At 63.9% G+C, this 13291-nt stretch carries 12 protein-coding genes and 1 pseudogene; 3 read left to right on the top strand and 10 right to left on the bottom strand.

All coding sequences use genetic code 11. From position 1 onward, the window contains the following. Window positions 1-339: pseudogene (locus VGH68_RS02980) on the top strand (3-isopropylmalate dehydratase small subunit); the annotation flags it as partial. A 4-nt stretch (window positions 340-343) separates the two neighbouring features. Here VGH68_RS02980 and VGH68_RS02975 read toward each other — a convergent pair. From VGH68_RS02975 to VGH68_RS02965, 3 genes are all read right to left on the bottom strand, one after another. Continuing rightward, window positions 344-1633, bottom strand: a complete 1290-nt coding sequence (locus tag VGH68_RS02975) for an MFS transporter (RefSeq protein ID WP_331602014.1) — start codon at window positions 1631-1633, stop codon at window positions 344-346. A 51-nt stretch (window positions 1634-1684) separates the two neighbouring features. Then, window positions 1685-3025 (bottom strand): MFS transporter, encoded by a 1341-nt coding sequence (locus tag VGH68_RS02970; RefSeq protein ID WP_331602013.1) that lies wholly within the window; start codon window positions 3023-3025, stop codon window positions 1685-1687. Between the two features lie 121 nt (window positions 3026-3146). Then, complete coding sequence (locus tag VGH68_RS02965; protein WP_331602012.1) at window positions 3147-4421, bottom strand: glucarate dehydratase family protein; 1275 nt, start codon at window positions 4419-4421, stop codon at window positions 3147-3149. Between the two features lie 208 nt (window positions 4422-4629). Between VGH68_RS02965 and VGH68_RS02960 the strand changes: the two genes are divergently transcribed. Then, window positions 4630-5337 carry a GntR family transcriptional regulator gene (locus tag VGH68_RS02960; protein WP_331602011.1) on the top strand — a complete coding sequence of 236 codons (708 nt, stop codon included), beginning with the start codon at window positions 4630-4632 and terminating at the stop codon, window positions 5335-5337. A gap of 62 nt (window positions 5338-5399) precedes the next feature. On the opposite strand, the gene VGH68_RS02955 is transcribed toward VGH68_RS02960, so the two are convergent. The 7 genes from VGH68_RS02955 to VGH68_RS02925 all read right to left on the bottom strand — a co-directional run bounded on the left by VGH68_RS02955 (window position 5400) and on the right by VGH68_RS02925 (window position 12446). Then, window positions 5400-6767 (bottom strand): LLM class flavin-dependent oxidoreductase, encoded by a 1368-nt coding sequence (locus VGH68_RS02955; protein WP_331602010.1) that lies wholly within the window; start codon window positions 6765-6767, stop codon window positions 5400-5402. Window positions 6768-6813: 46 nt separating this feature from the next. Beyond that, complete coding sequence (locus VGH68_RS02950) at window positions 6814-7665, bottom strand: ABC transporter ATP-binding protein (protein WP_331602009.1); 852 nt, start codon at window positions 7663-7665, stop codon at window positions 6814-6816. Between the two features lie 39 nt (window positions 7666-7704). Beyond that, complete coding sequence (locus tag VGH68_RS02945; RefSeq protein ID WP_331602008.1) at window positions 7705-8574, bottom strand: ABC transporter permease; 870 nt, start codon at window positions 8572-8574, stop codon at window positions 7705-7707. Window positions 8575-8601: 27 nt separating this feature from the next. Continuing rightward, on the bottom strand, window positions 8602-9444 hold the full coding sequence (locus VGH68_RS02940; protein ID WP_331602007.1) for an ABC transporter permease: 843 nt from the start codon (window positions 9442-9444) through the stop codon (window positions 8602-8604). 11 nt (window positions 9445-9455) lie between these two features. Further along, window positions 9456-10523, bottom strand: a complete 1068-nt coding sequence (locus VGH68_RS02935; RefSeq protein ID WP_331602006.1) for an ABC transporter substrate-binding protein — start codon at window positions 10521-10523, stop codon at window positions 9456-9458. 302 nt (window positions 10524-10825) lie between these two features. After that, window positions 10826-11773: a TauD/TfdA dioxygenase family protein gene (locus VGH68_RS02930; RefSeq protein WP_331602005.1), complete on the bottom strand. Its 948-nt coding sequence runs from the start codon at window positions 11771-11773 to the stop codon at window positions 10826-10828. Window positions 11774-11954: 181 nt separating this feature from the next. Next, entirely contained in the window at window positions 11955-12446 is a 492-nt protein-coding gene (locus VGH68_RS02925) for a phasin family protein (RefSeq protein ID WP_331602004.1), read from the bottom strand. 541 nt (window positions 12447-12987) lie between these two features. Here VGH68_RS02925 and VGH68_RS02920 point away from each other — a divergent pair. Next, on the top strand, window positions 12988-13131 hold the full coding sequence (locus VGH68_RS02920; RefSeq protein ID WP_331602003.1) for a hypothetical protein: 144 nt from the start codon (window positions 12988-12990) through the stop codon (window positions 13129-13131). The last annotated feature ends 160 nt before the right edge of the window (window positions 13132-13291 follow it).

Raw genomic sequence — 13291 nt, 5'->3', positions numbered from 1 at the left:
CTTCATCAATACGGCTTTCGCGTGCTGATCGCGGAGAGTTTCGCGGAGATCTTTTACAACAATTGCTGCAAGAACGGCTTGCTGCCGGTGCGGCTCGACGCGGCGGCGATTAGCGATCTGATGGACGCGGTGAAAGCGTCGCCGGGCTATCGGCTACTCGTCGACCTGAGTGCGCAGATGATGCTGGGTCCGAACGAACGGCGATGGACGTTCGACATCGAGGCGGGGTCCAAAACGCTGCTGCTCGAAGGACTCGACGAAACGGGCGCGACGCTTGGTTTTGCCGATGAGATTCGTGCTTTCGAGGCCGCGCATCTCGCTCGTTCGCCGTGGCTTTAATGCTTCAATCGCGCAGCTTCACCGGCGTCATCCGCGGCATCAGCAGATGAATGATGCCGAGCGCGACCAGATACGCGAGCGCGCCGACCGCGAATAACGCCCAGTACTGTCCGGTGCGCTGTAGCGTCTCGCCGATCACGCCGGAGTAGAAGAACGAGCCGACCATCCCGGCCACGCCGCCGATACCGATCACCGTCCCGACCAGCCGGCGCGGAAACACGTCGCCCACCGTGGTGACCAGATTCGCCGACCACCCTTGGTGCGCGGCCGCAGCCAGACCGACCGCGAAAACCGCAAACCACAGGCTCTGGAAATACGACAGCGTCGCAATCGGCAACACGCACAGCGCGCAGATGCCCATCGTGACCTTGCGCGCGAAGTTCGGCCGGTTGGTGCGCGCCATCAGCCGCGACGACAGCCATCCACCCGCCACGCTGCCGACCGATGCCATCGTGTAGATGCCGATCAGCGGTACGCCCATTTTGCCGATGTCGATATGCCGCGATTCGTTCAGCCACTTCGGCAGCCAGAACAGATAGAACCACCAAACCGGATCGGTCATCAGCTTGCCGACGATAAACGCCCACGTTTCGCGGTATTTGAGCACCGACAGCCAGCTAACGCGTTGCTCGGCGACCTCGTCGCGATCCGAATTGATGTAGTCGAGTTCTTCCCTCGATACCGACGGATGCCGCGCGGGCGGCCGATAGACCAGCAGCCATACCGCGAGCCAGACGAAACCGGTCGCGCCGCCGGCGATGAAGGTTGCGCGCCAGCCCCACATCACCGCGGCGATCGGCACGAAGGCCGGCGCGACGATCCCACCGATCGTCGCGCCCATGTTCCATAGGCCCGTCGCTAACGCGCGTTCCTTTTTCGGAAACCACGTCGCGGTGGTGCGGATCGCGACCGGAAAGTTGGCCGCTTCGCCGAAACCTAGCAAGCCGCGCACGGCCGCGAAACCCGGCACCGTGGCCGCCACCGCATGCAGCATCGCGGCGAGACTCCACATCGCCATCGCACTGCCGTACACCACTTTCGTGCTGACGCGATCGGCGATGCGGCCAAAAATCGCGAGACCCACCGCATACGCGACGGTAAATACCATCACGGTCTGCGCATACTGCACCTGGTTCCAGCCGATGTCCTTCTGCAGCAGCGGCGCGAGCAGCCCGAGCATCTGACGATCCATATAGTTGATCGTCGTCGCGCAAAAGATCATCGCGCAGATGGTCCACCGGTATCGTCCAACGACGGTGCCGGCGACGGCCGCATCGGCTTCTATTATTTTCATCGTGTCTCCGGAATGTTTAAGGAATGGCGTCTTACGGTTTCAATGCACGGCTCAATGGGCGTCCTGGCGCGCGGACGCCAGGATGCCTTCGCGCGGGCTCATCCGCGCAAAGAACACGACCCCGGCGGCGAGAACCGACATCACCGCGAGCCCGGTAAGGCCGCCTTCGATCGAGCCGGTCTTCTGTTCGAGCAAGCCGAACGCCGCGGGCGCGGCGAAGCCGCCGAGGTTGCCGATCGAATTGATCAGCGCGAGCACGGCCGCCGAAATCCGCGCGTCGAGATAGCCCTGCGGAATCGGCCAGAACAGCGACGACGCGGCCTTGAAACCGATCGCCGCAAAGCAGATCGCAATGAACGAGAAGAGCGCGCCGCCCTGGCCGGCCGCGTACATGCCGAGCGCGGCGATCAGCAGCACGCACGCGACCCACGCCTGCTGGAACTTGAAGCGCGCCGCCAGCATTGCGAAGAAATACATGGCGGCGATCGAGATCAGCCACGGGATCGAGTTGAACAGGCCGACCTGCAAATCATTGAAGTGGCCCATCTTGCGGATGATGCTGGGCAGCCAGAAGGTCGCGCCGTAGATCGTGAGCGACACCGCGAAGTAGATCAGGCAGAAGATCAGAATCTGCGGGTCGCGCAGCAGCGTCCACAGCGACGGTTTGACCGGATGCGACGAAGCGCGCTGGCGTTGCTCTTCGTCGATCTCGCCGAGCACCGCATCCTGTTCCGCGCGGCTCAGCCAGTGCGCGTCGCGCGGCTTCGAATCGAGCCATAGCCAGATAAAGCCGGCCAGCACGACCGAGAACAGGCCTTCGATCACGAACATCCACTGCCAGCCGCGCAGGCCGTCGCCGTTGATCAGCATCAGCCCACCGGAAATCGGTCCCGACAGCACCGATGCGAGCGCGGAGCCGCTCAGGAAGATCGCCATCGCCTTGCCGCGTTCGTTACCCGGCAGCCATTGCGTGAAGTAGTAGATGACGCCGGGAAAGAAGCCGGCCTCCGCGGCACCCAGCACGAGCCGCATCACGTAGAACGACGTCTCGCCGCGCACGAACGCCATGCCGACCGCGGCCAGGCCCCACGTGAGCATAATGCGCGTGAGCCACACCTTCGCGCCGAAGCGCTGCAGCAGGATGTTCGACGGCACCTCGAAAATCGCATAGCTGACGAAGAAGAGCCCCGCGCCGAGCCCGTAGGCCGCCGCGCCGATACCCAGATCGGCGCTCAGATGCTGACGCACGAAGCCGATGTTCACGCGGTCGATGTAGTTGACGATGAACATCACGACGAACAGCGGCAGCACGCGCCACTTGATCTTGTGCACCGCGCTCGCCAGCGCGCCGGCGCGTTCGGGCCGGGCCGCGTCCGCAATGGGGGTCGTCATCGGGTTGTCTCCTTCGTTGGCAACGCGCGCGCATCTCGCGTGCCGGATGTGCGAGCGGGCCGGACCTGCTGGTCAGCGGTGCGGCCCGAATCTGGACTAGAAGCGCGAATCGCAGCGCAGCTTAAAAACGCGGGTTCTTGCCGCTGAAGCTCGGGTCGTACTTGCGCATCTGCTTCAGGTCGTCGCGATTGCGCACGCCGCACGACAGGTATTGCGCGTGCAATTGCGCGAGCCGCTCGCGATCGAGTTCGACACCGAGGCCCGGCGTGGTCGGGACGGATACCGAACCGTTGTCGAAGCGCACGCGTCCGCCCTTGATCACTTCTTCTTCCTGCCACGGGTAGTGCGTGTCGCACGCGTAGGTCAGGTTCGGGATGCTTGCCGCGACGTGCGTCATCGCCATCAGGCTGATGCCCAGGTGCGAGTTCGAGTGCATCGACATGCCGAGGTCCCACAGCTTGCACATGCGCGCGAGCGTCTGCGTTGCGCGCAGACCGCCCCAATAGTGGTGATCCGACAGCAGCACCTTGACCGAGCCCATTTCGGCGCCGCGCCGGAAGTCATCCATCGTCGTGATCACCATGTTGGTCGCGAGCGGCAGCCGGGTGTGCTTCGCAAGTTCGGCCATGCCTGCGAGTCCCGGACACGGGTCCTCGTAGTACTCGAGTAGTTCGTCGAGTTGCGGAGCGGCCGCGATACTCGTTTCGAGCGTCCAGTTGGCGTTCGGGTCGAGGCGCAGCGGCATGCCGGGGAATGCGTCGTGCAGCGCGCGCATGCAGGCGATTTCATGCTCCGGTTCGAACACGCCGCCTTTCAGCTTGATGCTCTGAAAGCCGTACAGCTCGATCATGCGGCGCGCCTGCGCGACGATCTGCTGAGGGCTCAGCCCTTCGCCCCACGCGTCCGGCGCATACGGTTTGTCGACGTGCTCGGCGTACTTGAAGAACAAATAGGCGCTGTAAGGCACCGCGTCGCGCACCTTGCCGCCGAGCAGGTCGACGATCGGCGCGCCGACGATCTGCCCTTGCAGGTCGAGCATCGCGACTTCCAGCGCGCTGATGAGCTTCGGCGCGTTCTTCGCCGAGTGGGAGCCGGGCGCGAGTTCGAATTCGACCGCGCCGGGCGCCGCCTTGATCGACGCACGCACGCGTTCTTCCATCCGGTTCAGGTCGAACGGCGACAGGCCGGTCACCAGATCCTTCGCCTGTTCGAGCACGTAAAGCATCGGCCCGTCGCCATAGGTCTCCGAGATGCCGACGCGGCCGTCGCTCGTCTCCAGTTCGAGGATCGCGCGCAGCGCCCAAGGTTCGTGGATCCCGGCCGCGTTCAATAGCGGGCCGTCGCGAAAGGCGATCGGCGTAATTCGGACTTGGGTGATGGTGATGTCGCGAGTCATGGTGGCAATCGGCAGTCGAAGGAGGGGAAGCTGATGGGATGGATGGTAAAGCACTAATGTATTAGTGCGTCAGTGGGGTAATTACCGATCCCGTGGACGGGCGCAATCCGCCTGGAAGCCCGCTGGAAGGGCGTCGCGTCGGCTATAGTGCTAGTGTTTTAGCGGGCGGCGGTAGCCGTTCACCGCGTTCACGCTTCAGCTCCCAGCTATGAAAAACCACCATTCCCGGTCGGCGGTGATTCACCGGATCGACCGCTCCCGCCACGCCGCGCCGCAAATTTTCGAACGGCTGCGCGAGATGATCCTGTCGCTCGAACTGACGCCCGGCACCGTGCTGTCGCGCATCGAACTGGCGAATCAGTACGGCCTGAGTCAGACACCGGTGCGCGATGCGCTGATGAAGCTCGGCGAAGAAGGTCTCGTCGATATCTATCCGCAGCACGCGACCGTGGTCAGCCAGATCAATGTCGCATCCGCGTTGCAGGCGCATTTCCTGCGCCGTTCGATCGAACTCGAAGTCGTGCGCACGCTCGCCGAGCGGCGCGACGTCGTGCTGATCGCGCAGTTGCGCGCGACCATCGCCGGGCAGACGCAACTGCTCGATCTGAAGAACTACGAGCAGTTCGCGCTGCTCGACCAGACCTTTCATCGGCAGATGTACGAAGCGGCCGGCGTGCCGCAACTGTGGGATCTCGTGCGCAGATTGAGCGGCCATATCGACCGGCTGCGCCGGCTGAACCTGCCGGTGGAGGGCAAGACGCTGGCGGTGGTGCGCGGTCACACCGCGATCGTCGATGCGATCGAAAAGGGCGATGCGAAGGCCGCGCAGGTGGCGCTACGCGAGCATCTGTCGGGCACGCTGAGCCAGGTGGATCAGATCCGCGCGAGCCATCCGAATTTTCTGGCGGATGATTGAAAGTGGGGCGACGAGGCGGCTCGCGGTTGCCCCAGGTACCGTCTGATCGTGCGAAAAGGAAGTTACTGCGCAGCGACGGCTGCGTGCGTGTGTCGCGCGAGCACATGCCGATTCACCGGCCGCGGCAAGCCCAGATTCTCCCGCAGCGTGCGTGCTTCATATTCCGTGCGGAACAGTCCGCGCCGCTGCAACTCGGGCACCACCAGTTCGGCGAATTCGCTCAGGCCGCCCGGCAACCACGGCGACATGACGTTGAAGCCGTCCGCGCCGTCTTCCTCGAACCATTGCTGCAATTGATCCGCGATACTGTGCGGCGTGCCGATCACCTGTTGATGTCCGCGCGCGCCCGCGATACGCAGGTACAGATCGCGAATCGTCAGGTTTTCGCGCCGCGCGAGATCGAGCAGCAGACGTTGCCGGCTCTTGCCGCCATTGGTTTCCGGCAGTTCCGGAAAAGGCCCGTCGACGGGATAGCCTGACAGATCGATGCCGCCCGCCATATTGGCCAGCAACGACAAACCCACGGTCGGATGAATCAGGTCCTGGAGCGCAGCGAATTTTTCGCGCGCTTCTTCGTCGGTCCGGCCGATTACCGGAAAAATGCCCGGCATGATCTTCAGATGATCCGGTTGCCGGCCATAGCGCGCGAGTCTCCCTTTGAGATCGCGATAGAACGCTTGCGCTTCGTCGAGCGTCTGATGCGCGACGAACACGACCTCGGCGGTCTGCGCGGCGAGCTCCTTGCCGGCCTCGGACGCGCCCGCCTGTACGACGACAGGCGTGCCTTGCGGCGAGCGCGCGACGTTCAACGGGCCGCGCACCTTGAAGTGCTTGCCGCGATGGTTGAGCACGTGCAGCTTGTCCGGATCGAAGTACACGCCGCTTTGCTTGTCGCGGACAAACGCGTCCTCTTCCCAGCTATCCCACAGGCCCGCGACCACGTCATAAAACTCCTTCGCGCGCTCATACCGTTCACCATGCTCGGGATGCTGGTCGAAGCTGAAGTTCAGCGCTTCGGATTCGGTGCTCGACGTCACGAGGTTCCAGCCCGAGCGCCCGCCGCTCAGATGATCGAGCGACGCGAATTTGCGCGCGAGGTTATACGGCTCGTTGAAGGTGGTCGAAACCGTCGCGATGAGCCCGATGTTGCGCGTGACCACCGACAACGCCGACAGCAGCGTCAGTGGCTCGAAGTGATCGGCGCGCGCGGTGCGCGACAGCGAGGGCAGGTTGGTGTCGCGCACGCTGACGCTGTCGGCGAAGAAGATCGTGTCGAATTTGGCACGCTCGGCGATTTGCGCGAGTTGCGCGTAGTGCTGGAAATCGAGTCCGCCGCTCGCGTGCGTGTCGGGATGCCGCCACGCGGCGATATGGTGGCCGGTTTCCATCAAAAACGCGCCAAGTTTGATCTGCCGTCTGCTGTCGCTCATCGTCTGTTCCATGGAATGCTGCGGGTTGTAACGTGGCTTGCGCGCGTCACCACGCAAGCCGCCATTCGGTAATCGGCGCATGGGCAGGCCGCGCATCCCGCAAGCCGCCGTCACCGTCACCGTCGCGCGGCGCTGTGCCGGGCTCGCCGAAGTCGGCCACGATCTCGTCGCGCAAGCGGATGAAGCGCGCGTCGCCGCGATTGCGCGGGCGCGGCAATGCGATGTCGACGATGCGCTGGATGCGCCCGGGGCGCGGCGCCATCGTCACGACCCGATCGCCGAGATAAACGGCTTCGTCCACGTCGTGCGTGACGAGAATCATCGTGATGCGCTCCTGCTGCCAGATACGTTGCAATTCGTTTTGCAGCCGGCTGCGTGTCAGCGCGTCGAGCGCGCCAAACGGCTCGTCGAGCAGCAGCACGCGCGGACGATTGACGAGGCCGCGCGCGATCGCCACGCGTTGCGCCATGCCGCCCGACAACTGGTTCGGGTACGCGTGCTCGAAGCCGGTCAGGCCGACCAGCGCGATGTGTTCCGCGACGGCATCGCGCTTCTGTTTCGCGTTCAACGGCGCATTGCGCAGCGCCGCCAGGATGTTCTGCGAAGCGGTGAGCCACGGGAACAGCCGATGGTCCTGAAACACGATGCCGCGTTGCAACGAGGTGTCACGCACCGGCTCGCCGGCGACCAGGATATCGCCGCTGTAGTCGGTATCGAGACCGGCGATCAGCCGCAGCAACGTCGACTTGCCGCAGCCGCTCGCGCCGAGCACGCTGATGAATTCGCCGGGCCGCACGCTCAGCGTGATGTCATCCAGTACATCGAGCGTCGCGCCATGCTGAACATAGCGCTTCTTCACGTGACGGATGTCGAGGGCTTCGGATACCACAGCGTTCATAGGACGGATCCTCTGTAGAAATGAGCGGTTACGTTCGCGTCACGACGCGCCGAATGGGCGCCGTGCGAATAGCGCGCGTTCCGCGCGGCGCGCCAGCGCACTGAGCGCCCAGCCGGTCGAACCCACGACGATGATGCCGAACAGCACGAGATCCATCCTGAACTGCTCGCTGCCGTCGATCAGCAGATTGCCGATGCCGCTGCCCGATACCAGCAGATATTCGGCGCCGAGCGTCGCGAGCCATGAATAGATCAGCGCCAGATAGAGGCCCGTGAAAATCGACGGCAGCGCGGCGGGCAGAATCACATGGGCAACCAGTTGCAGCCGCGAATAGCGAAACGCGCGCGCCACTTCGATATAACTGCGCGGCACCGCGTGAATGCCGTCACAGGTATGCGCGGTCACCGGCAACAGCGCGGCCAGCGACAGAAACACCACCTTCGCTGCATCGCCGAGCCCGAACCACACCGAAATCAGCGGTATCCATGCGAACAGCGAAATCTGCTTGAACGTGTCGAAGCTGGGCCCCACCATCCGCCGCGCGATGCGCGAGAAGCCGAGCAGGCAGCCAAGCAACAGACCGCCCACCGTGCCGATCACGAACCCGCTCGCCTCGCGCGCCAACGAAGCGGACAGCGCGCGCACCAACGCGCCGCTCACGGTTTGCTGCCAGCCGGTTTGCAGCACCGCGAGCGGGCTCACCAGCAGGCCGCTTTTCACGAGATGGAGCGCCGCGACGAGCGACCACAGCGCAAGCGCGACGACCGGCAACAGAATGCCGCGCGATGCGACGAACGTTTTGAGCCGTCTTTTCCGCGGCGGTGGCGACGCGCAATCGCAGGGCGGCGGACCTCGATGCGCGGGCCGGTTCAGACCGCGCGGCAAGCGGAGTGTCGAAAGAAAGCGCATAGGTTTTTCCTCTGAATCACCGATGCATCACTCGCGAAACGCGGACGGCCGGCCGCGCCGCAAACGTGCTTCGAGTGAATCGAGCAGCTGGTTGACCACAAAACCGATCGCGCCGACCATGACGACGGCCGCCATCACCAGATCGAGCTGAAAGAGCTGCCGTCCATTGACGATCAGATAGCCCAGCCCTTCTGATGACGCGACCAGTTCGACCACCACGAGCGCGAGCCACGCCTTCGTGAACGCGAGCCGCACGCCGGTCGCGAGTGTCGGAACGGCGGCGGGCAACACCACATGGACGATTCGCTGCCAGCGGCTGTAGCCATAACCACGCGCGACTTCATCGAGCGAATCGGGCGTGTGACGGAACCCCTGCAAGGTACTCAGCGTGACGGGCACGAGCGCCGCGTGCGCGATCAGAATGTATTTGAGCGGCTCGCCGACGCCGACGATCAGTAGAAGAAATGGCAGCCAGCCCAGCACCGGAATCTGCACGACCGCGTTGAAACTCGGCAATAGATACGCTTCAAGCGTGCGCGAAAGCCCAAGTGCGGCGCCGAGCGCGAAGCCGCATAGCGTGCCGATGCCGAAGCCGACACCCACGCGTTGCAGGCTGATCAGCGTATGACTCGCGAGGTCGCCGCTGCGCGCGAGTTCCAGGAACGTTTCATAGACGCGCGCGGGCGGCGGCAGGATCTGCGGCGCGATCCAGCCGCGCTCGGTGCCGATCGTCCAGAGTGCGAACAGTAGTGCCGGCAACAGCCACGGTGCGACGTGCCACGCGGCGTTGCGCAGCCACGCGCGCGCGATGCGTCGCTCGCCTGAAGGGCCGGCGGTGGTCGTGGCGAGACGAATCGCGGTATCGCTCATGGCGGCTCCGGTTAGCTGAGTGGCTTACCGATCGCGTCGTAGCGCGTCCAGTAATGGTCGAGCTTTTGCGCGCGCAATGCGTTGTCGAGATAGCGCGGCTCGAACCACGAATCGACTTCGACGGGCTGACGGATCAGCCTCAGTTTCAGCGCATCCTGGGCGACCGCCTTGTAGCGCGCGACGATGAACGGGTCGATCAGCGGCGAGTTGCGGTCTTTCAGCGTCTGGTGCGCGAACTCAGACTGCCACGATGCGTAGCTGACGCCGCTTTTCTCCCACAGCTTGAACAGTGCATCGCGGTTGTTTTCGTCGGACGACCACTGCGCGCCTTTGACGAATGCATTGACCACACGCTGCACGACGTCGGGGTGCGCGTGTTCGAAATCGTCGAGCACGAGTAGATGCGATTGCCGCGTGAATTGCGGGCCATCGCTCTGCGATTCGTAGACGACCTTCGCCAGACCCTGGTCGCGCAGCTTGTACACGTGGTAGTCGTTGACGGACGCGTCGATGCCTTTCGATGCGAGCGCCGCGAGCGAGCTGGCGGTATCGAGATTGATCACGCGCAGTTCGCGTTCGTCCAGCTGGTTTGCGGCGAGCGCGTTGTCGGCGACGAGTTGCAGATTGGTGCCACGAAACATCGCGACGCGGCGGCCCTTGAGATCCTTGATCGTATGGATGTCCGAATCCGGCGGCACGGCGATCTTGATGCCGACGCGCACCCCGGATTCGAGCAGGATATGCGTCTTCAGGCCATTGGCGCGCGCCAGTACCGATGGCAAGTCGCCTTGAAATGCGAAGTCGAGCGACTTGTCGGCGATCGCTTCGTTGACGGCCGGGCCGGCACCTTTGAAAAAGAGCCATTCGACCTTGATGCCGTCCGCGGCAAACTCCTTTTCGAGTAACTGCTGCAACTGCACCGTCGCGGCGGGCGAGCCGCCGAACGTGGGCGGGTCCCCCGCGCCTTGTTGGGCGACCCCGATGCGAATGACGGATGGCTTGTCGGCATACGCATGAAGCGTTGCGGTGGTCAACGCGACGCACACCGCAAGGTATTTCGGGAGCTTGGAATAGCGCATGGTTTCCGTGTGAGACGAAGTGGGGCGGCGCACTTGCCAGTGCGGCATGTCGATCGGGCGCCGCGCGAGCAAGCCGGATGGAATGGGCTCGCATTGCGCTGGTATCGCGTTGGCAACGCAGCGGCATCGCGTTCGATGTACTACGCCTGTCACAGCCAGGTGCACAGCGCAATCGAGTATAGGAAGCCGCGCTCGCGCGCTCCAATAACGAATCGTTGGATCGTTATCGGCGGTGGCGATTTACGCGCGCGACCGTCGCGTTATTCGCCGGCGGTTGGCCGATTCGGGCTCAGCGGCTCCGTTCAGTTCAGCGCAACCGCCGCCGCGGCGCCGACAGGCGATCCTTCCAGCGCTACCGACTGCCGCCCGTCCGGGCCCACCGGCACGTCGCCGACGAGCGTCGTGCGATACAGCTGCCGGTCGAAGTCGAGATCGAAGATATCCGTGGGCGCGAGATGCGCGGTGCTGCGGTTGTCCCAGAACGCGATGCTGCCGGCCTCCCACTTGAAGCGCACGGTGAATTCGGGCCGCGTCACGTGCTCCCAAAGCAGTTCGAGTAGCGCCTGGCTCTCGCGCGGTGTCACGTCGACGATCGCTTTCAGAAAGCTAGGGCTCACGTAGAGCACCCGTTCGCCGGTTTCCGGATGAACCCTGACGAGTGGATGTTCAGTGACGAGCGCGCGCTGTTCGACCGCGCGCAGGAAAGCGTCGGTGCCGCTCGCGCCGGCCGGCGGTGTAAAGCGATGAATGCCGCGCAGGCCGTCGACGAAATTGCGCAGCGGCTTCGACAGCTTCTCGTAGGCGATTGCCAGATTGGTCCACTGCGTGTCGCCGCCGTACGGCGGGATCGTGACGCCGCGCAGGATCGAGGCCCACGGTGGATTGAGCGCCGCCGTCACGTCGGTATGCCAACCGGTCCAGGGGCGCAACAGGGCCTGACCTTCAAAGCGTGTCGCCTTGCGGTACTTCGAGATCGAATAGACCTCGGGGTGACCGTCGACATGCCCGAATACCGGATGCCCCAACGTCAGTTCGCCGAATTGAGCAGCGAACGCGACATGTTGCTCATGCGTGAGAAATTGCTCGCGGAAGAACACCACGCGCCATTTCAGCAAGGCCGCGCGAATCTGCGCGACCTGCGCCGGCTCCAGGTTGCGCGTCAGATCGATGCCATGAATCTCGGCGCCGATATGCGCTGACAGCGGTTTGATGTCGATCGACTGTACTTCGTGCAATGCGGCTGCGCTCATGCGAGGCTCCTGGAAAGGAAACGTGACCGGGCGCGGCTCGTGAGCCGCGGACGTTCACGTTAAGTTCGCCAGTGCATGAAGCCAACCAATCAATGCACATAAGAAAATCAGCAAATCTGTGAATGCCGACGAAGATGTGCGGCCGGCGCTGTGTGACGGATTACGACGCCGGATCACACCGCTAGTGCAGCTTGCTCGGCTGGTCGCCTGAAGAAACGATCTGGCCGGAACTGTCCACGATCGCTACCGATCCGACCTCCACGGCGGGCGGCTCGTCGACGACCACGAGCCCCGCGTTTTCGCCGCGCGCCGTCAGGGCCGGCACGCTCGAAGCGGTGTTCATGCCGATCGCGAACGTCTGCAAAACGCTGTCGAGGCGCTGCTGGGTCGCGGCGAGCAGTCCGCGCTGCGTTCGCAGCGCGATGTCTTCGACGTGCTGCCAATAAAAGAGCGTCTTTTTCACCGCGGCCGGGAGTTGTCCGGTGTGAAGCTCCGTTATCTCGTCGATCGAGCGCGCGGACAGTGCTGCTTGTGCGAGCACATTCTGCTCGTCGAGCGAAGCCTTTACCGTCTGCACATTCAACTCGACGAGTTCTTCCAGACCGCCAAACAGTGCGGTGGTGTAATCGAACGCCGCGTCGAGGGTCTTCGAGCTGATGATTTCGCTATACATAAAGTACTCCGTGGAAATGGGGCATGCGCAATGCCGGGAGGTCGATGGGTTAATCGTTGCGCCGTCAGCGTGCATCGAACGTGCCCGGCCGCGCGCGGTAGCGGCGGCGGCTGGGTCTTACGCCGGGTGCCGGATTCGCGCGCCGCGCGCGGTACGGGTTGCACATTCTTCGGCGCAAAGCCTTTGAACACGACGCTCGTCGCGATCGACCGGAGGTCAGCAACGCCCATTCCTCGGCATGCCCCAGCGGACGCCTCTCTGGCATGCTCGTTGCGAGCCGCAGGCTAGCGCTGAGCGATAGATGGGACCGGCGCACCTGAACGCCGCTGCGCGACGTACTGCGCTCGGGCGTTCGAAAATCCATTTAAGGGAGGCAATCATGAAAGCAGTCAACGCAGCAGTGGCGTGTTTTGCATTAGCGCTGGCATCCACGGGCGCAGTGTATGCGCAGGGTGCCGGAGGGGGCGGCGGAGGCGGTGGCAATAGTGCCGGGGCAAACGAGGCCGGCGGCGCGAACGGTGCCGGTCATGGCGGGGCGGGAATGAGTGCGCCTAACACCACAACCGGTGGCACCGGCGGTTCGGCGATGTCGAAGGGCTCGAAGACGACATCGCCCACCCGCTTGCCGCAGAACGCCCCGCGCGCGAAGGGCGCCTCCGACACCGCTGCATCGAGCGCGCAGTAAGTCGCTTCAGAGTGCGCTCTAACAGCGTCTGCTGGCTTCGGCCCGGACGCGCTCCATTCGCAAAACTTGTCTCGCGCAAGACAAGCGGCGCAGCGCGCGAACCGAAGGGCCGCGCGTCGACGTATCGCAGGGTGCGGATGACGGCGGACGCACTCTGGCG

Source organism: Paraburkholderia sp., assembly GCF_036488505.1.
In the GTDB taxonomy this organism is placed as follows: domain Bacteria; phylum Pseudomonadota; class Gammaproteobacteria; order Burkholderiales; family Burkholderiaceae; genus Paraburkholderia.
Note: the sequence above shows the minus strand (reverse complement) of the source record. Positions and strands in the feature narration are given on the sequence as shown.